We start from the raw sequence: 20,144 nt of genomic DNA on the forward strand, positions 1-20,144 counted from the left end.
CTTCTCATCCCGGCCGCTTGCCCTGCAGGGCGATGCGCACCGGCAGGGTCAGCGAGGCCGGCGGGCGCTCCTGCAGGCGGCCGGCGCCGCGCAGGGCGGCGAGCACCTTCTGGTCGGTCTCGGGGTCGCCGCTGGAGCGGGTCAGCTCGACCCGGGTGATGTCCCCCGAGGAACTCAGCCAGACCTCCGCCTGCAGGCGGAACGCCAGGTTGCGCAGCTCGGGGTTGTCCCGCAGCAGGCGCTGGAAGGCGTAGGCCAGGTACTGGCTGTAGCTGGCGTTGCCGGCGCGACCGCCGCCGGAACCGGCCATCCCGCCGCCCTTGCCGGCGCCGATGTTGAAAGCGTCGGAACCGGACTGGGCATCGCCGTCCATCTGCATCGGATCGGCCAGGTCGTCGGCCGGCGACGGCGGCGCTTCCTCCTGCGGCTTGACTTCCTCCAGCTCTGGCTGCGGCTCCGGCTCGACGATCTTTTCCTCCTCCACCGGCTGTTCCGGCTCCGGCGGTTTTTCCGGCGGCGGCGGAGGCGGTGGCGGCAGCGGGATGATCGCCGGCACCTTGGGCGCCTCGCGGCGCACGCCGCTCATGTCGTTGGCCCACTCCCAGACCAGCCAGGCGAGGCCGGCGAGCAGCAGCGCGCCGATGCCCCACTTGAGGTAGCGCAGGGTCGGGTTCGCCGGGCGGCCGTCGATGGACAGCGGCGCGGCGTTGTTCGGCTCGGGGGTGTGCTTGGGATCGGCGGACATGTTCATCCCGGGCCTCAGGTCGGTTTGCCGGTGACCAGGCCGACCTGGGACAGCTCCAGGCGGCGCAGCAGGTCGAGGACCTCGATGACCTTTTGGTACTGCACCGTGGCGTCGCCGCGGACCACTACCGGGAAGTCGGGGTTGAGGGCCTTCTCCGTGCGCAGGCGGTCTTCCAGCTCGGGCAGGGTCACCGGGTAGGCGTCGAGGAACACCTGGCCGGCGTCGTTCACCGAGATCGCCTTGGTCTTGGGCTGCGACAGCGCCACGGTGGCACTGGCCTTCGGCAGGTTGATCTGGATCCCGGCGACCTGGGCGGTGGCGGTGAGGATGAACATCACCAGCACCACCATCAGCACATCCACCAGCGGGGTAATGTTGATGCTGTCGACGGCACCGTCGTCGTCATCGTCGTGGCTGCTGTTCACGGAAGCCATGGCGTTCTCCTCAGGCCGGCAACGGCTGGCCGTTGCGACGATGGGCCACTTCGCTGAGCTGGCTTTCGCCATGCACCTCGGCGAGGCGGGTAACGAATTCGTCGACGAACACCCGCATGTCCGCGCTGACTTCCTTGTTCCGCGTGACCAGGCGGTTGTAGCCGAACAGCGCGGGGATCGCGACGAACAGGCCCATGGCCGTGGCCAGCAGGGCGGCGGCCATGCCCGGGGCGATGGCGTTGATGTTGACGTCGCCGGCCATGGCGGTGCCGAGGAACACCACCATGATCCCCAGCACGGTGCCGAGCAGGCCGATGTAGGGGCCGCCGGCGATGGCGTTGGACAGGCTCGACAGGCGCGCGCCGAGCTGCTGGTTCTCCTTGGTGCGCACGCCGTCCATGGAGGCGCGGATCGCCTCGATGGTGGCCGCGGAAACGGAAGAAGTGTCGGCGCCCTGCTCGCGGCGCGTGCGGATCTCCTTCACCGCCACCTGGTACAGGCGCCACAGCGAGGAGTGTTGCAGGCGGGCGGCCAGCTCGCGGTCGTCGGCGAGCAGTTCCAGACGCGTGCCGACCTCGGCGAAGCGCTCGCGGAACAGCCCGTTGGCGCGACTGACGCGGCCGACGTTCTGGTTCTTGCGGTACATGATCACCCACGACTGGACCATCATCAGCGCCAGGATCGCGATGATCACCCAGGCGTCCAGCGGCACCGCGTTGAGCAGGAAGCCAAGCTTGCCGAAGCCGAAGCCGGACTGCTTCTCGTCGACCCCGTAGGCCACCAGGCGCGACTCGGCGCCCTGGGCGGTGGCGTCGGCGAGGAGCAATGCCGCCGGACGGGCGATCTTCGACAGGCGCAGCTCGTCGATCGCGCCCTGGAAGGGTTGCAGGGTCGGCGCCGCCTCGCCCTCGCCGGCGACCGCCGCGGTGGCTGGCGCGGGCTCCGCGCCGATGGCGATGGCGCCGCTGAACGCCGGTAGCGCCGCCGCCAGGCTGGCGACTTCGCGGCCGCCGAGATACAGCGCCAGGCGGCTGCCGTCGGCGACCAGGGCCAGGTGCTGCCACTGGCCCTGGACCAGGGCCTGGCCGGCGGCGCTGCGCTGGCCGTCCAGCTCGACGAAGGGCGCGCCCTGGGCCAGGCCCAGCAGCAGCGAGTGGCCGCCCTCGCGGCGCGCCAGCAGGACCTGCTCGCCGGCCAGTTGGTCGGGACGCACCCAGCCGCTGAAGCTGAAGCTGCCGCCGGCGCTCACCGCCAGCGACGGGCTGGGCGGCAGCAGCAGCGGCTGGCCTACCAGCTGTGCGGAGCGACCGATGACGCCTTCCACCGGGCTGCCGGCGGCGCTCTGCGCGTTGTTGGCATAGGCGGTGGCGTCGCGTGGCGGAGTGCCCGGCGCGCCGTCGAAGTGGTAGACCAGGGTGTAGTCCGGGTCGAACACCGCGGCGCCGTTGCCGCTTTCCGGGGCCTTGGCGTTGCCGTAGTACATCCAGATATCCTGGCGCTGGCCCCCCTCCACCCGCGGCACGTCGACCCAGATCAGCGCCATGCCCATCAGCGGGTCGAAGCTCTCCACCTGGTGGTGCAGCACGGTCTTGTCGTCGGCGGCGACGAAGCGGATGTCCGAGCCGTTCTCGTTGACCCCGTCGAAGGTGAAGTTGCCGGTATGCAGACGCACCAGCAGCGGCAGGCGACCGAGACTGTCGTTGATCGCCGCGCCTTGCGGGGTGGTATCGACCGATACCTGCTTGCGGTACTGCCAGTCGTCCTGCCACCAGGCACTGGCGCTGGCCGGGGCCAGCAGGCCCAGGCAGATCAGCGATGTCAGCAATAAGCGATACATGGGTGGGTACTCCGGGGTCGGGGTCAGAAACTCGCCTGCACGCTGAAATGCAGGCGCGAGTCGTGTTTGTCGGTGTTGGTTCCTTCCAGCAACGGGAAGGCCCAGTCGAGGCTGCCGGACAGCCAGTCGGCGAGTTGCGCGCGGGTGCCGATGCCGACGCTGGCCAGGCTGAAGTCGTCGTCCTGCTCGGGCAGCGCGTCCTGCAGGCGCAGTTGCGCGCCCTCGGCGAACACATAGAAGCGCCAGTCGTTGACGTAGCCGCCGGCGCGCTTGCCGAGGAAGCGTCCGAGGGACGGCGTACGCCATTCCTGGGAGAGCAGGTAGCCGTCGTCGGCGGTGTTCTCCGCCGCCAGGTAGCCACGCACGCTGGTGGCACCGCCGGCGGCGAACTGTTCGTTGGAAATCAGCGGCCCGGAGGCGAGCTGGAAGGCCGCCTTGGTCGCCACCTGCCAGTCGCCGCCGAAGGTCAGGGTGTGGTTGAGATCGCCCTTGAGCACGCCGAAGCCGGACTTGGCGCGATAGCGCTTGCGGTCGAACGCCTCGTCGTCGTCGCCGTAGCCGAGGACGCTGCCGGTGCCGGCCACCAGGCTCAGGCCGAGGGCCAGCTGGGAACGTTCGGTGTAGCGGAAACCGTTGTAGCCGAGGGTCAGCGGGGCGTACCTGATCGGTACCTTGTCGTTGTTGCCGCCGATCCGGGTCTGTTCCTCGAAGTCCTTGAAGTCGACGCCGAAGGAGAACGAGTGCGACCAAAGGCCGGTGACCGGCAGGCTGTAGATCGCCGCCACGCCGTAGGAGTGGCCCTGGCCGACCACGTTCATGCTGCCCACCGTGGCCACGTCGCTGTCGGACTGGTAGCCGGACAGCTGCACGCTCCAGCGCTGGCTCAGCGGCGCGGTGTAGGAACCGGACCAGACCTTGGCGTTGTCCTGGTCCTGCGGCGCCGTGAAGTAGGTCAGCGACACCGCGTGGCCGAGCTGCCACAGGTTGTCGTAGCCCAGCGAAACCACCGAGCGCAGGTGGCGGGTATCGGCGCTGTAGTCGTTGTTCAGGCCGATGCTGGCGTGCCAGGGATTCTTGTCCTCGACCTGCAGGTCGACATCCATGGTCCCGGGCCGCTGGCCCTCGCGCACCAACGGCAGCACCTGGCGGCCGGGGGTGCGATTGACCTGCGCCAGCTCACGCTGGACCTGGGCGAAATCGGGCACCTTGCCCTCCTCCAGGGCCGGCACTTCCTCGCGCAGCTCCACCGGCGAATAGTGCTTGGCGCCGACCACCCGGACACGACCGACAGTGGTCTCGGTGACCTGCAGGTAGACCACCCCGCCGTTCACCTGCTGCTCCGGCAACTCGACATGCACCGACTGGTAGCCCTTCTCCTGGTAGGCGGCCTGCAGCGCATCGCGCGCACCCTCGATGTCGCCCAGGCTGCGCTGCGGCCCGAGGAAGGGATACACCGCCGCCTCGATGGCGCGGTTGTCCAGCACGGTGTTGCCGCGCACCACGTACTCGTTGATGTCCACCAGACGCTGGGGCTCGCTTCCCGCCGCAGCGGGAGGCGCCTCGTCGGCCAGCGAAGCGCACGACAATGCGACAGCCAGGCAACCGATCGACCAGCGCTGGCGAAACGGGTGCGCACAATTGAACAGCGAACGCTTCACACGGTCCCCCGAAGTTCCATCGGGACTTATTGTTCTCTTCAACAAGTCCGTTCATCGAACAGTTCTATGAAAGGCAACAAACTAGCGACGGCGCATGAACAACCTGTGAAAAACAGTGCTCCGCCCTTATGAAATTTCGTTCTTTTCTATTTTCACCAGCGCGCTAGATATTCCGCTGTCGCACTCCGCCATGACGCGCCTGCCAGGTATGCAACAAGGCGAAATTGAGGGAGAACTCCGGCATCTGCATGAGGTCTCCGGAAATTACTTCGGCGATAATCCGGCCTATTATCTTCACCGCCTCCGCGCTATTCAGCAGAACGCTTATATCGCTGACGAAAACCGGGAAACTCCAGATCTTCTGCTTCATCTCGAGGCCGACGAACCAGCGGTACAGCAGGTTGTAATTGAGTTGTTCGTACAATTGCTGTTCGCTGGGAATCGCGTACAACAGTTGCAGCAACAGGGCCTGGATCAACGGCTCAGGCGCCAACTGCATGGCGTTCTCGCGGGCGATTCCCGAGAGGACTTTCGCCTCTTCGCCAAGGAGACTTTCTATTTGCGGTTTCAGCAATGCCAGGGAATGTCCGGGCGGTATATAACTGGAAACTTCCTTGAGCGCGCCCTGCCAATCTTCCTGGGACACTATCCAGACCCACGGCGCTCCATAACGATAAACCGACACCGGTTTCTTGCGCGCAGCCTCGACGATCTTCGACAAACGCTGGTCAAGCTCCTGCATACCGACCTTCGAATAACTTTCCATCAACGTTCACCGTCCTTCGCCATCGCCGTAGAAACACCGACGGCCGTTAGCGGATACTATTTCTCCTGTTTCAGAGCAGGGCTTGTCGTTGTCAATGACGCGCCCTTTTTCAGCAACCGGTTCGCGTAACCCGGAACAGCTCGCTTCCCTTCGTATCCATCCCTGGTCGTCATCGAGGAATTCCGTTTTCGTCATGCACACCTGATTGACGGAAAGGCCGCCGCACCACCGAACTTTTGTCATGAAAACTTCATGCGCCCCCTGGTTCGCCAGCCACCGGCGGGGACGAACGGACGTTCTCCCGAGGATCACGCCCAGTGGCGGTTGCTGCGAAAAAAAGAAGCCCTCCGCGGGGAGGGCTTCAGTGGTCCTTCCCGGCCCTACAAGGCCAGGTTGCCGCGCTCCTCGTCGGTCAGCTGGCGACGTGCCTGCTCGCTGAGCGCGCCGGCGCCAAGCACCTGCACGGCGCTGTCCGGGTCGTAGCCCGGCGCGCGGCTGGCGCCGTCGCGCGAAGGCTCCAGTCGCTCGTTGCCGAAGCCCAGCACCTGCACCGTGATCACCGAGGGCATGCGCTGCCGCGCGGTGGCCTGCTGCTGGCGGCTGACATCTTCCGCCGCCTGGCTCGCCGAACTGGCCGCGGCGCTGGCGGAAGTCAACGCGCCGGTGTTCACCGAGGCCACCACCGGGATACCGCTGGACTGGCCCTGGGTCTGGATGTTCGCCGCGTTGATCACCTGCAGCGCCGCCACGTTGACGTTGCCGGAAACCCGGATGCCGGCCTCGCCGGCGTCGATGGTGCCGAGCGGCGCGATCAGGTCGATATCGCCCGGCGCCACCTCGGGAATCGGGTTGAGGGTGGCGATGCCGGCGCCGGTGCTGGGCACCTGCGGCGACAGGCTGACATTGCCCCAGGCGTCGTACACGCGCCGCGGCGGGGTGTACACCACGGTGGTCTTGCTGCCACGCCCGGCGTTGATGTCTCCCTCGGCCGACCAGATCTGGATATCCCCGCCGAACGTGGTCATCATCCGGCTCTGGCCGAGGAGGATGCTGCCCTGGGCATAGGAGCGGATGTTCCCCATGCCCTGGGTCACCACGCCGGCGCTCGACGGCGGCGCCTCGCCCTCGATGCCGAACACCTGTTGTCCACCGGGAGTGAGCAACTGGATGTCGCCACCGAAGTTGGTGTGCACCCCGGCACCACCGTACATGACGATGTCGCCGTCGTAACGGATCGGGTTGCCTGCCGGGTCGCGCCCGGGGAATAGCGTGGCGATCGCGTTGCGGCCGCGCAGGTAGCTGCCCTGGCGCACTCCACCGGCCTCGTTGTACTCACGACCAGCGGCCTTGAGTTCGGCGAAGTACAGCTCGCGGGCGAAGATCCGTTGCTGCTCCGCCGGCAGGCCGGCGAGGAAGTCCCGCGCCTGGAGGACGTCGCCGCTGAAGCCATAGCGGCCGGCGAGCCACTCGACCAACTCGTTCTCGTAGGTCCGCACTACCTTGCCGGGCTGTTCCGCCAGAGACACTGCCGCCAATGCAAGGTTATCGGGTTCCAGGTAACGCTGGAGGAAACCGGAATAGTCCGCCTGGCTGGCGCCCGCCTGCAGGACGACGCTGGCGCCGGAACGAGCATCGCCCGGCGCGACCGGTCCCAGGCTGGTGACCGCCACCTCGTCTTCCATCAGCAGGTTGCGCCCGGCGCTGATTTCCAGGCTGCCCGGCCCGGCGACGTTGAAGTTGCCGTAGAGGATGTCGCGCCCCGCCTGCACCAGCGACACGTCGCTAGCCAGGGTATTGACGAACAGATTGCCGCTGCTGGCGTAGTTCTCCAGCGTGCTCGCGAACCGTCGCTCGATTCCCAGTCCGGTTCCGCTGCTGACGATGTCACGGCCGGCGAGCATGCGTACCGCGCCGTAGCCCTCGTACCGCAACTGGCCGAAACGCGCATCCCCCGGATCGGTGTAACGCAGCAGCCGTCCACTGTCGACGCCGACCAGGTCTCCGCTGAGAGCATGGAAGCGCGACGGTTCCTGCGCCGCTCCCCATTCGCCGGAAACGCTGTTGGCGCCGAAAGCGAACAGCGGGAACAGTTCGAAACTCGCGCGGCTGCCGTCGCTGGCAAGGTTGTCGGCCTGCCGCGCCCCCCCGGTGTACCCCTGGTAGCTCGGGTTCGACGGCGTGGCCAGGCTGGCGGCACTGGCGCCGGAGCGGCTGATGCTGTAGCCGCCAGCATAGATGGAATCGCCTGCCAGCAGGTCGAGACGGCCCTGGCTCGACGGCGCCAGGACCAGTGCGGTCATGTCGCTGCGTGTATTGTCGCGCCGTGTCGCGTTGCCGTAGTAGAGGCTGCCGGCAAGCGCCACCGCGGATAGCTTGGCGGGGTAGACCAGCGCCGAGTCGGTGACCTGCTCCGGCCTGCCCAGGGAAACCGGGGTCAGGTTGCCTCCCGCCGAGGCCAGGTCGATCGCCGTGCGTTCGCTCCACAGCGAGAAACCGCTCAGCCCGTAGCCATCGACGCCGCCGCTGGTATAGGGCGTGCCGTTCATCAATGGAGCCCGGCCGGGATCGACCACCCCCTGCAGGACCAGGTCACCCAGGCTGTTCAGGCTGAAGGTGGCGTCGCCCGGAACCAGCGTCGGCCCGCCGTTGGCCAGGCCGAGGGTCGCGACGAAAGGATCGTAGGCCCGCCGTTCGCCCGGAACCTGCAGGGAATCCGTACGGCCATAGAGCAGGTCGATACCGCCCAGGCTCGTCGCCCGTACCTGGGCATTGCCCCGCAGATTGATCACCGCGCCGTACAGCGAACTGCCCTGGTCGAAAGGGGTCAACGGATTGAGCGTACCGCCGATGCGCACGTCCATGTCGCCGCCGCCGCTCAGGCTCAACCGGCCATCCTCGCCGACCCGGCCACTGCCGCCCACCGCCAGCACCAGTCCCTGGCTGCGCTGCGACCTCACCTGCGCGACGCTGGACGTACGGGTCTCGATGATACCCGCATCGCCCGCGACCCTCAGGCTCAGGTCGCCACCACCAAGGGTGCCGATGCCGGTGAAGCCTACCTGCTGGGTGGCGGCGGCAGCCCCCTCGCTGCCGGGCCGGCGCGCATAGGTACCGAAGTTGACCCACCAGGCGGTGGCATCGGTCGTACCGGCGGTCGACGCGCTGCCCTGGCGCCAGAGCCAGTTGCCGACAGCGGCCGAATCCTGGCCGGTGTTGGACACGGCACCGGACAGCCGTCCCAGTATGTCGCCACTCAGATCGCCGCCGACCACCAGTGTCAGGTTGCCCCCCTGGGTCGGATACCAGGCGCTGTAAAGGCTCTGTTCGCCGCCATCCACCCATTGCTCGTAGCCGCCCAGCGCCGGATCGAGCAGAACGCTGCCGCCATCCCTGGCGCGTGGGAGGTTGTACCTGGCATCGACGAGGCTCGCGGTACCTGCGGTATAGACCCCGAACGGCGAGTCCATGCGCAGGTTGCCAGCGGCGAACAGCTCGAGATCGCCGGTACCGGTGCGCAACACGCTGAAGCGCGAAGCGTAGGGTTCGGCTTCCAGGGCGTAATCGTCTCCGGACGCCGCGCACCAGGTGGGGAAATCGTCACAGAGGGTCGGGTAGCCCAGCGCCTCCGGGTCCAGCGGATCACCCGGCTTGATGCCGGGATCGCCCCAGCCGGCCACACCTTCCTCGGTCCATACCATGCCGCCGGAACTCGCCGCGCACCAGCTCGGGAAATCATCGCAGAGCGTCGGATAGCCCAGCGCTTCCGGGTCCAGCGGGTCGCCGGGCTTGATGCTGGGATCGCCCCAGCCATCGACTCCCTCCTGGGTCCATACCAGTCCGCCGCCCGTCGCCGGTATGCGCCGCATGCCATAGTGCGTATCGGCGAGACGCATCTGCCCGCGGGAAAGCGGATCGGTCAGCCGCGGATCGGCCGCCTGCAGGTCGGCGCCAGCCACCAGGCGCAAATTCCAGGACTGCGAACCGGCCGTCAGCATCGGCGCAATGGCCCAGTTGCGCGAAACCGCGCCGACCGGGCGCACATCCACCGAGGCGGCGCCATCGGGCAGGCGGATGTCGCTGCCGGCCGGGAGGAAGGCCCCGGCGCGCAATTCCAGTCCACCTGCCAGGCGCACGCCATCGGCCTCGCCGTTGGCCAGCGTGGCGCGGCCGGGCAACGGCACGCCGCCAGGCCAGCTCATGGCCATCACCGGCGTCGCCAGCGGCAGGCGGCTGCCCGCGCCGAGGCGGGTGCCGGCGGGCAGCTCCAGGGCCTCGCCAAGCAGGCTGCCGGCCGGCTGCAGCAAATTGCCGGCAGCATCCAGGATCGCCCCTTCGAGCACGGTCCCCGCCGGCAGCCGCAGCGGCTGGCTGAGCACCGCCTCGACTGGCAGTCGGGTACCGGCGGCCATAGTCATGGCCTTGATCGGCAGTTCGAAGTTGAGCGTCTTGCCCGCCGGGAAGAAGCTGTCGTCGTCCAGGCGCACGCCGGCCGCCGGCACCACCCGGTCGCCGCCCAGGCGGTCCTGGCCGGAAAGCAGCCGCCAGCCCTGGTCGTCGTCGGTTTCCGGCGGAGGGGCGAAACCGTCGGTGACGCTGCCATAGATGTTCAGGTCGCCGCCGGCGCGGAGTGCCAGCGAACCGGCCTCTCCGGAACCGTAGACCATGGTCTTTGCCGTATGCGGGTTGAGGCTGGCGTAGCGATAGCCCGAGAGGTCCAGATCGCCCTGTACCACCAGGTCGCCGTCGGCCGTGGCGCTGACGATCTCCAGTCCGGGGCGGAGGTGGAACGCGTCAGCGTAGGCGGCATCGTTCAGGCCGGCCAGCTTGCCGTCGAGCAGGGCGGCATTGGCAAGGGCGGCTTGCATGAACAGCTCGTTCTGCTGGTGCTTGCCATCCAGATAGGCCTGGGTGATCTCCTGGTACGCTCGGCCGTTGCTCGCGGGCTGCGCGGCGCTCGGCGCATCGTCGTAGCGTTGCACGGCGTTGAGGGTGATGGTGCGGGCGCCGAGTATCTGCAACGGGCCGCTGGCGTCGACCGCGATGTCGCCCGCCGTCGCCCCGCCCAGGCGTGGCGCGTACAGGTCGAGGCTGCCGCGGGCGACGCCGTCGTTCTGCCCGGCCGCGCCGCCCGGTGCCGCTGCGGTGCCGTGGCGCAGGTCGATACGGGCGCCGGCGCCGAGGCTGAGCAATCCGTCTCCGGCATTCAGCTCGATCACCGCGCGGTTCGGCGAATCGATGATCTTGCCGTAGCTGTCCACCCGCAGCCGGCGCCCATGGGCGTCGAGCAGCGCCTCAGCGCCGATGCTCAGGCCCTGCTTGCCGGCCAGGCGGATACTACCGACCTGCTCGCCGCTGGCATCGAGGACACCGTTCACGCGCAGATGGCCACCGTCCAGCGACACCTCGATCGCCGCGGCCTTCACCTCGCTGCCGATGGTCAGGTCGCCCTGCTTGATCTGGAAACTGCGCGCGCCGAATACCTGGCCGGCATTCAGCCTCTGGTTGAGGTCGGCGAACCGGCTGTCTGGCGTACCCTCCCCACCCAGTTGCTGGGCGCGAATCTCGACGCTGCCCGCAGCGTATGGCACCAGGGTGCCACCGGCGTCGTATTCGCCGCTGCTCGCCGCCAGGAGCTGCCCCTGCAGGTCGACCACTCCAGCCTCGCTGCCCAGCGCCACCGCCGTCAGGCTGCCAGCCCGGTTGTTGCTCGCCGACAGGTCGATGCGCGAAGCGCCAGCCTGGCGGATATCGCCGCCACGGCTCAGCAGGTTGACTTCACCGCCCCAGCTGTAGCGGGTCACGTCATCGAAACGGACCGCCCGCCCCGCCAGGTCGAGCTGCGCGCCGGCGCCCAGTTCCAGGTCCTCCCGCGCGGTCAGGCTCAACTTGCCGCTGGGCAGGCCGACGCGAGTGTCCAGCAGCAGGCTCCCTCCTTCCAGGGCCAGCTCGGCGCCCAGGGCGCCATTGGCCAGTTCGAGCGGAGCGGACGTCACGTTGCCCGGCCCCGCGCTGACCCGCAACGAGCCGCCGGCCAGCAGGCTGTTGCGCGAGCCGGCCTCGCCGGTGAGCAGGGGCGTGATCAGGTTGAGGTCGCCGCCGCTGTATGCATAGCCGCTGCCGGCCTGGTACTCGCCCTGGCTCTGGTAGACCGCGAGGCTGCCCTTGTGGTTGGCGGTGATCCGCTCGCTGGCCGACAGGTTGACCGTGGCGAAGCCCAGCGCCAGGCGCCGGTAGCTGTCGATGGCGCTGGGCTGGCTGAAGGGGCCGTAGCCGAATTCCAGACGCTCGCTGCGGATGTCCAGCGTACCCTGGCCGCTACCGGCGCCACCGGCGATGACCCCGGCGGGCGGGGTCTGCGCGCCGTTCCAGATCAGGTTGGAGGTCCGGATCGAGGCGACGCTGTCGCTATCGCCATAGCCATAGATCGCCGGGGTGCCCAATACCAGGCGTGACAGGCGGGAACGGCCGGTCGCCGGATCGTAGGAGTCGAGGCCGACATCACCATAGAAGTTGAACGCGTCGCGGGCGTTCAGCACCAGGGTTTCCAGGGGCGGCGCCCCCTCCGACGCATCGCCCTGCAGCAGGCGGTCGAGCAGGCGCTGGTCGAGCGCCAACCCCGTCGGCAGCACGCCACGTTGCGCCAGGCCGGCCAGCAGCGCCTGCTCGCCGACATTGAAGGCGCCCGCCGCCAGGGTCAGGTTACGCGTGCCGTAGCGCACGCTGCTGTCGAGCACGAAACGCTTGTCGGTGGCCGCGACCAGACTGCCCTCGGAATACAACCGGGTTTCGCCAGCCGCTCCGCCGGCAGCGGAAACACCGAGCAGGATGTCGCCGGGACCGCGATCCGGCGTTCCCGCCTCCGGCGGCAATACATTCAGCACGCCGTTGGAGAGGGCGAGCATGGAACGCCCCCCCGGCGCATACAGGAAACCATCCCGCGCATCGTAGGCCGCTGCCCCTCGTCCCAGGGTGACGATGGCGGCGCCTTGCTCGAGGCTGATCGCCTCCCCCGGCCGGTTGGCCAGGAGGAACACCTCGGGCGCGGCCAGCTCGGCGCCATTGCGCAGGACAATACTTCGTGCGCTATCGGTGATATCGAAGCTGACGTAGTTGCCGCCCTGCCCGTAGAGAACCGTTGGCGTCGAGCCGATCACCAGGCGGGCGGCACCGACGGCGTTGAGATCGTCGGCCCGCAGCGTCACGCCCTGGAAACCCTCGCTGGCCTGCGCGCCGCCGCCGACGATCTCGATCCGCTGGTTGTTGCCCGATACCACCAGGCTACCGCCATAGCCGCCGCGGGCGGCCTGGAACAGCCCACGGCCGTCGAACGCCAGCGCGTCGGCGCCGCCCCCGGCGAGCAGGTCTAGGCGCAGGCTGCGCGCATCTTCCGGCAGCATCGGCCGCGGGACACCACGGCGGGCGGCATCGGCTCGAGCGAAGTCGCTGTAGCTCGTCTCGTTGTACTGCGAATGGCGTCGCACCACGTCCGCCGGGGTCAGCAGCACCTGGCGGTACAACTGGTCGCGTACCCCGGTCCCGGCCAGGGACAACTGCCCGGCCAGCGACCAGGAGCCGCTGCGCATGAGCTGGGTCGGCAACGCGCGGCCCAGCCCGGCCTGGCCATTGAGTTCGACCCGATACGCCCCGGGCAGCAGGGCATAGGTCGACGGCAGCAGCGTATAGGTTCCCGCCGGCAGGCCGGGCACGCCGCCGCCGATGCTGATCTGCTGGCCGACCAGCGGATCGACGGCACCACGTTCGGCGGCGACCGGCGCGATGCGCTGGACACCGGGCACGATGGCGTAGATCGGATTGTCGGCCAATCCCGGCAGGCTGAAGCGGCCATCCTCGTCGATGCGTACCAGCGGGTTGTAGCGCGCGTCGGTGGAACCGCCGCGACCGGAGACGAAGCCGGCGCCGAGCAGTTCGCCGCCGCCGGAAAGATCCAGCGTCGCGCCGGGCGCCACCTGCACGGAGAGGCCGCCCAGGTCGAGGCCGGTTTTCAACACTCCCCTGTCGTTGGAACTGCCGCCCACGCCGGTCAGAACGACTTCCTTGCCGGCGTAGCGCCAGGCCTGGCCGTCTACCGTACCGCCGTAGGGCAGCGCCAGACCGGCGCCGCTGACCGAGGTCAAGCTCCCGGGCAACAACTCGACCCTGTTGGTCGTGCCGGCACCGCCATTGCTCTGGCCGATCTCCAGGTAGCCCAGTGGCGCGCGCACGACACCACCCTGGATGACACTGGCCGCCCCCAGCGACAGGCTGCCGAAAACCGCAAGCGGCTGCTCCGGCGTCGTCGCACCGCTGCGCTCGATGCGCAGGCTGCGCGTCGGGTCGAATGCCGGGGCGGCGCCATCGGCCTGATAGCCGTAGCCGGCGAGAATGCGCGCGCCTGCACCGCTGCCCGGATAGAGCTGGGCGGCGCGAATCAGCACATCGCCAGCGCTGAGCAGCTGGGTGTTGATACGTTCCATGGGTTCGGCGTTCCCCGCCAGCAAGCGCATGTCGCCTGTGCTGGAAAGCTCGACCCGGTCGAAGCCGCGCCGGTCGACCACGCGCGTCCCGCCGGTGGCGTCGCGGAAACCGCCGCGCGAACCGAACACCAGGCTGTCGCGGATATCCAGCACCTGCGCGCTGGCCTCGAAGCGCGCCTCGCTGGGCTGCCTGGAGACCTGGGCCAGGCTGGTCGACAGCGGCTGGGTTTCATTGTTCTCCGCCGCTTCGTTGACGAACGCTCCCGCCAGCAGCAATGACGGCGCCGCCAATCTCACCCGGCTGTCGGCGGCGGCTCCTTCGCCGAGTCCCAGCGCCCCGCTGTAGAGGCTCAGGCGTTGCGCCAGGGACAGCTCCAGATCGCCGGCGAAGCTCAGCAGCCCGTCACTGAACAAAGTCAGCTCGCCGAACCCGCCGTCCTGCACCTGGCTCGCCGCCAGGCGGCCATGGCCATAGGCGTAGCCGCGCTCTTCCCCGGCGGTATCGCGCTGCTGGGCGACGACCAGCTCGCGCGGGCGCAGCACCTGGTCGGTCGCCAGGCTGGTCAGGTAGTTCGGCGTGGCCAGCGCCACCGACAGGCTGCCGGCGGCGGCACCCTCCCCACCGGAGAAGGCTCGCAAGTCGCCGTCCAGGTACAGGCCATTGGCCGAGGCCAGGGAGATACTGCCGCCGGCGCTGGCGACCCGGGTCTGGCCAACCCCCGGGATGTCCAGCAATGCCTCGGTGCCGGACGCATCCAGCAGGCTTCCCGGACGCAGATCGATGAACAGTTCGGCGGCGGCGGCCTTGCCGCCGGCCTGCTCGACCGTGCCGCCGATGACGATGCTGCCGCCCTCGGCCACCCGGCCGTAGCGCCGTCCCTGGAAATCCAGCGCGGTCGCGGCGCGCGCGGCGACATCGAGCACGCCCTGCTCGCCGACGCGGATGGCCCGCTGGTGGCCGACGCTCTCGAGCGGATCGCGTTGCGGAGCGGGCAGCGCCACGCTACCCAGCTCGATCGAACCGCCCCAAGCGTTCAAGCGACCTTCGATGTTCAACTGGCCGACACCGCGCAGCTCGATGCGCTGGCCGGGGTCGACCTCGAGCAGGCTGCCGCGGGCGATGTCGAGGACGCTGGCGGCTACCTGCCCGGCACCGGTCTGGCGAGTGCCGGCCTGCAGGAACAGGCTGGCGCCGGGACGCTGGAGCAGCTCGCCGCTGGCCGGCCGCTCCTCGTACAGTGGCGCCAGCCAGGGTTCCAGCGCGCGCAGCGGGTCGGCGCCGCTGGCGATGGCCACGGCGTCGTCGCGGAAACGGTACAGCGGGCGCCGCACCTGCACCTGCGTGCCTTCCGTCACTTCCAGGCCTTGCTCGCCGATCACCCGATAGCTGGCGAACCCCCTGTCGAAGAATCCGCTGGCAAGCGCCAGGGTGTCGTCCCGCGCCGTCGCGCCGATGCTCACCCGCGGCGCCTGGATGCTCAGGGTGCCGGCGCCGGCGACACCATGGCCGGCCAGCTCGCCGCCCAGTTGCAGGCGGCCGTCGGTCGCCGCCGCGCCGGTGTTGGCCGACAGCGTCAGGTCGCCACCCTTGCCGCCCACCTGCTTGCCGTCGGCGAGAAGCGCGGCGCCGGAGGACACGTCGATGCGGCTGTCCACGCCCAACGACAGGTCACCGCTGCTACGCAGGGAAACCCTTCCGCCATCGAGGTAGGCTCGCTCGGCTTCCACGCCACCGCGCAACAGGTTGCTCCAGAGGCCGCGCGCATCCAGCCTGACGCCATCGCCCAGGGTCACGCCGGCACGCTGGCCGGCGGCGGGGCCGAGGTAGGTATCGAGGCGCTCGCCACGCACCATCTCCACCTGTTCCAGGACGTTGCCCAGGCGAAGGCTGCCAGCGCGCGCGACAAGATCGGCGTTCACCTCTACCTCGGGAGCGTAGAGGGTGATCTCGCCACCGTTGCCGACTTGCAGGGCGTCGCCCACCTCGATCCGCTCGCTCGCCGCCACCCGTACCGCCCCCAGTTCGAAACCGGACAGGCGTTCGCTGTCGAGTTGGAGCGTGCCGCGCTGCTCGTCGGCCAGCGCGGTGTCCAGGCCGAGACTCGCCGCCGAGGGTCCGCCGCCATCGGCCAGGCGCACCCGTTGCAGAGTCGGTGCGAGGTTGTACGACACGTTGCCGCTGGCACCTTCGTAGCGTGGTGTATAGCTCCCCACGACCAGCTCGGCGCCGCGCGCCACCGCGTTCTGCGCCTGCCGATAGCCATCCGCCCCCGGCTGTGGCGCGCGCACTTGGCGCTCACCCTGGAACACCTTGCCGAGCAGGTCGCCCTCGAGCACCGCCGAAGCGGTGCCGACCACCATGCGGCCGGCGTCGCGTCCGACCATGTAGCCGTTCTCGTAGCGGCTCTGCGGGGCGATCAGCGGATTGTAGAAATAGCGCGTCTGTCCCCAGCGCGGGCTGCTGTCCTCGAAGCCACGATAGATACCCTCGTAGAGCAGGTCGCCGGGGGCGCGGGAAATTTCGTAAAGGCGCCCGTCGCTGCCCTTTAGCCAGGTTTGCCGGATGAGGCCGCCCTGTACGTCGAGGGTGCCGCCGGAGAGGTTGGCCACCGAGCCGGGCTGGCTGACCAGCTCGCCGCCGGTGAAGGTGAGGGTGCCGCCCTGGGCCATCCATTCGCCCGCCGAGTGGTTGCGCGTGCCGAGATAGCCGCCCAGCTCCAGCAGGCCGCCGGCGGTATACCAGCGATCGGAGGCATAGCCGTTGCTACCGGCCGGGACCAGCACCAGTTCGCGGGCGTCGACCCAGACATCGTTGCTGGCCAGCCCGCCACCTTCGCGGTTGACCGGTGCGTCGCGCTGTTCGTTGCCCTGGACGTTGATCCGGATGTTGTTGCTTTCCATTGCCACCTTCACCCCGACGGCGCCAGCGACATCCACCTGCGCGCCGTCGCGCAGCAGGCTCCGGCCCGCGGCGCTGACCGCCACCTGGCCGCCACTGGCCAGGGTCAGCGAGCCCCTCTGGAAATCCACGTTGCCACCGCTGACGATCTCGATCCGTGACTGCTCGCTGCGATCGGTGACCCGACTGAGGTTGTCGAAACGACCGGTGACGTTGTTGGTCGGCGAGGCACCGTCCAGCGCCTGCTGGGCGGCATCGCGCTGGCTGTCGAGCGCACCGGCGCCACTGGCGTCGACCAGCACCGCGGTGCTGCTGCCCTCGCCCAGGACCACGCTGCCCCTGGTATCGCTGGCCGAATTGAGCAGGTGGATGGTACCGCGCACATCGGTGGAACTGCTGGACAGGACGACCCCCTCCTGCCGTACCTGGCGGCCGGTCAGAGTGATGTCGCCGGTGGAGGCCTGGACCAAGCCCTGGTTGACCACCCGCCCGGCGCTGCTGCCGGCGACCAGCGCGGTGGCCACTTCGTTGCCGCGGGTGGTAGAGCGCAGGTTGCCGTCGGTGCCGACACCGCGGCGAATGTAGAAGCTATCGCCCGCCGCCAGGGTCGCCTGGCCCTTGGGCGTGACGATCTGCCCGGCGTTCTCCACCTCGCTGCCGAGCAGCAGCACGTAGCCGCCTGCCGCGGTGGAACTGGCCGGATCGGCGCTCTGCAGCAAGGCCCCCCGCTCCACCCGTACCGCTCCGGCGGCGTCGGTGAAGCTCGGCTGACTGCCGTTGGCATCGAAGTACAGCCCGCGCTCGCGGAACTGGATGTCGCTGATATTGGCCGCCGCGGCCACCAGGTTGCGGACATTGACCTGGCTGCTGCCGCTGAACACCACACCGTTGCGGTTGGCCACCATCACCGTGCCGCCCGCCTCGATCCGGCCCTGGATCTGGCTCGGCCGGGCGCTCGGGTCGTTGACCCGGTTGAGCACCGCCCAGTTGCTCTGCTGGTCGAAACGCAGGGTGGTCTGCCGGCCGATGTTGAAGGTTTCCCAATTGAGGATCGCGCGATCGGCGGTCTGCTCCACCGTCACCGTGGTACGCCCGCCATCTTGCGACTGCACCGGCGCCTTGGCGTTCTGCCAGGCCTGTTCGAACGGCAGGGATGCGTCCACCTTCAGGCCGCCCTCGCCCAGGCCGTCCGGGATATTCGTCGGCGCCGCCAGCGCGGCCTGGCGTCCCGCCGCCTGGGCGGCCTGCTGCGCGGCGATCGCCGCCACGGTGTTGTTGAGGTTCTGCAACGAACGCTGCAACTGCTGGTTGACCTTCTGCTGCTGGGCCAGCGGCGGTGGCGTCATGCCCGGTAGCGGCGCGCCCGGACGCGCGACTCCAGCGCTCTGCTGGGCGCCCTTGGCAGCGAACCAGGCCGCGCTGAACGGCTGGGAAGCCTGGGCACCACCGGCAACCATGAGCAGGGCGATGACCTGTGCCAGCGGTTTCAGCCGCGGCAGGCCGCTATCGAGCGAAACGACGGTTGACGAAGGGGCGGACGGGCGAGACGGGCGAGACGGCATGACGCGGGATTCCTTGGGCCTGTTCAACTCGACGCGCCGGTTCGCCAACGCGCACTCCTGATGGGAAGACGGCCGGCGACGGGGTGGGCCGAAGTCTTGTCACGGAAAGTTCATGGAAAGCGGTTATGCGCCGGAAAAAGAAACCGGCAGTGCTTGCGCACCACCGGTCCCGGGTATCGCCTGTAGGCGGGAACGTCTCAGAGCGGACGGCCAATGCCGTTGCAGACGTTGGTGTGGCCGATGTACAGGTTGTTGGTGGAAGTCAGGAACGACTGACGCACCGCGAGCTTCCAGGAAGCAGGCAGCGGCACGAAGCGATGGTTGGTGATCGCGGCGTCGTTGTTGACGCTGGCGCCGTAGTGACGGGTGAAGAAGTCGCGCACCTGCTGGGTCTGGGTGGCGTCCGCGTAGCACTGGCTGAAGATCAGGTTGGTGAAGCCGAGGATCGGGTAGCCGGTGGTGGGGTACGGACGTACGCTCGGATCGGTCGCGCTGGCGGTGGCGGCGAAGACCGGCACCCAGTTGTTCGGATCGGAGCGTTGGGCGGTGGTCGGCGGGGTAACGGCGCCGATGGCGGCCGAGACGTTGGCCGGAGCCGGCGATACGCCGCGAATCTGGGCGACCTTGGTGGCATCGTCGAGACCGGCCAGGGTCGGCGCGGCGAAGTCCGGGCTCATGTAGGTGATGCGGCCTTCGGCGGCGTTGAGCGTGTTCATCACGGCCTGGCTGCCCTGGGCCGAGACGGCGCCGGACGGCAGGCCGCCAGAGAAGCTGCTGCCGAAGCTGGTGGTGATGGCGAAGGTACCGCCCTCGGTGGCGCTGGAGCAGGAAGCGTTGAGGAAGCGGGTGAACAGCTCGGTGGTACCGCTGCTTTCCGAACGGTAGACCACGGTGATGGCGCCGGTGCGGCCCGAGTCGGGGATCTGGCTCCAGTCGGTCAGGCGGCCGGAGAACACGCCGCAGAGGGTGTTCACGTCGGCGAAGTTGACGGCGTTGCTGCCTGCCTTGTTGAACGGAATGGCGACCGAGGTGGCGACCGAGGGAACCTGGATCAGCGGACCCCAGGCGGCGCCATGGGCGGCCAGGTAGGGGCTGGTTTCGCTGGTCGGGTTCAGCTTGGAGTCGCTGCCAGCCCAGTGCACGTTCTTGTCGGTGGTGCCGGCGACGAACTTGGTGTAGTCGTTGTTCAGGAAGGCAGCCTTGCCGTTGCCGCTGCCGACGCCGATGTAGGCGGCGAAGCCGGCGGTCAGGACGCCGGGCTCCTGGTACAGCTGCTGCGGCAGGGTAGCGCCGCCGCCATTGACGGTGGCCATGGCCTGGGCGGATACGAGGGCGGCCACGCTCAGCGAGGCAGCGATCAGAGAGCGCTTGAACATGAAGAATCTCCTTTCATCGTGGTGTTGGTACGTTGAGAAGTCGTCTTGCATGAGGCGGCGCCGTGCTTGCCGGGCTTTGCATCCCTAGCCGGTCGAAGGGGCCGCTGGGGTTAAAACTCGCAAGTTCCGGTGACAGATCGGGGAAAAAATCTCGGGAGCATCGAATTGTTTTCAGGCCCTTTCCTCGGGTGTTCGAAGGCTCTGCGCCGGGCGTTTTCGCCAGGCGCGCAATGCCTTCTTGGCCTGCCCCGGCGGGTGGCCCGCGGCGGCCCTGGCGCGCCCGCGGGGCAACCTCGCTGAAACATGCACCCGAGCCCTGGCGCGGGGCCACACGGGTTGATGACAGCCAGAGGAAGGCCTGCCTGCCCTCGGCCCTCCCGCTGGCCGGGCAAC

At 68.8% G+C, this 20,144-nt stretch carries 7 protein-coding genes; all 7 read right to left on the bottom strand.

The window, feature by feature from the left end; translation table 11 throughout:
* Positions 1-4: 4 nt before the first annotated feature.
* Entirely contained in the window at positions 5-751 is a 747-nt protein-coding gene (locus tag PSPA7_RS22925; RefSeq protein ID WP_012077078.1) for an energy transducer TonB family protein, read from the bottom strand.
* Positions 752-759: 8 nt separating this feature from the next.
* The gene (locus PSPA7_RS22930) at positions 760-1,179 is read right to left on the bottom strand and encodes an ExbD/TolR family protein (protein ID WP_003085366.1); all 420 of its coding nucleotides are present in this window, start codon (positions 1,177-1,179) and stop codon (positions 760-762) included.
* A gap of 10 nt (positions 1,180-1,189) precedes the next feature.
* Positions 1,190-3,016 (bottom strand): DUF2341 domain-containing protein, encoded by a 1,827-nt coding sequence (locus tag PSPA7_RS22935; RefSeq protein WP_012077079.1) that lies wholly within the window; start codon positions 3,014-3,016, stop codon positions 1,190-1,192.
* Between the two features lie 23 nt (positions 3,017-3,039).
* Positions 3,040-4,674 carry a ShlB/FhaC/HecB family hemolysin secretion/activation protein gene (locus PSPA7_RS22940; RefSeq protein ID WP_012077080.1) on the bottom strand — a complete coding sequence of 545 codons (1,635 nt, stop codon included), beginning with the start codon at positions 4,672-4,674 and terminating at the stop codon, positions 3,040-3,042.
* 163 nt (positions 4,675-4,837) lie between these two features.
* Positions 4,838-5,440 (bottom strand): transposase, encoded by a 603-nt coding sequence (locus PSPA7_RS22945; RefSeq protein WP_003157022.1) that lies wholly within the window; start codon positions 5,438-5,440, stop codon positions 4,838-4,840.
* Between the two features lie 380 nt (positions 5,441-5,820).
* A complete protein-coding gene (locus PSPA7_RS22950) occupies positions 5,821-18,375 on the bottom strand; it encodes a putative filamentous hemagglutinin family protein (protein ID WP_012077082.1) in 12,555 nt (4,184 codons plus the stop codon).
* A 197-nt stretch (positions 18,376-18,572) separates the two neighbouring features.
* Positions 18,573-19,751, bottom strand: coding sequence for a substrate-binding domain-containing protein (locus PSPA7_RS22955; RefSeq protein WP_003157434.1), 1,179 nt, complete (start codon positions 19,749-19,751; stop codon positions 18,573-18,575).
* Positions 19,752-20,144: the final 393 nt, after the last annotated feature.

Source organism: Pseudomonas paraeruginosa PA7, from assembly GCF_000017205.1.
Classification (GTDB): domain Bacteria; phylum Pseudomonadota; class Gammaproteobacteria; order Pseudomonadales; family Pseudomonadaceae; genus Pseudomonas; species Pseudomonas paraeruginosa.

Bases quoted from the DNA above. Each gene is read 5' to 3' on its own strand.
- PSPA7_RS22925 (WP_012077078.1), bottom strand. From the start codon at position 751: ATGAACATGTCCGCCGATCCCAAGCACACCCCCGAGCCGAACAACGCC.
- PSPA7_RS22930 (WP_003085366.1), bottom strand. From the start codon at position 1,179: ATGGCTTCCGTGAACAGCAGCCACGACGATGACGACGACGGTGCCGTC.
- PSPA7_RS22935 (WP_012077079.1), bottom strand. From the start codon at position 3,016: ATGTATCGCTTATTGCTGACATCGCTGATCTGCCTGGGCCTGCTGGCC.
- PSPA7_RS22945 (WP_003157022.1), bottom strand. From the start codon at position 5,440: ATGGAAAGTTATTCGAAGGTCGGTATGCAGGAGCTTGACCAGCGTTTG.
- PSPA7_RS22950 (WP_012077082.1), bottom strand. From the start codon at position 18,375: ATGCCGTCTCGCCCGTCTCGCCCGTCCGCCCCTTCGTCAACCGTCGTT.
- PSPA7_RS22955 (WP_003157434.1), bottom strand. From the start codon at position 19,751: ATGTTCAAGCGCTCTCTGATCGCTGCCTCGCTGAGCGTGGCCGCCCTC.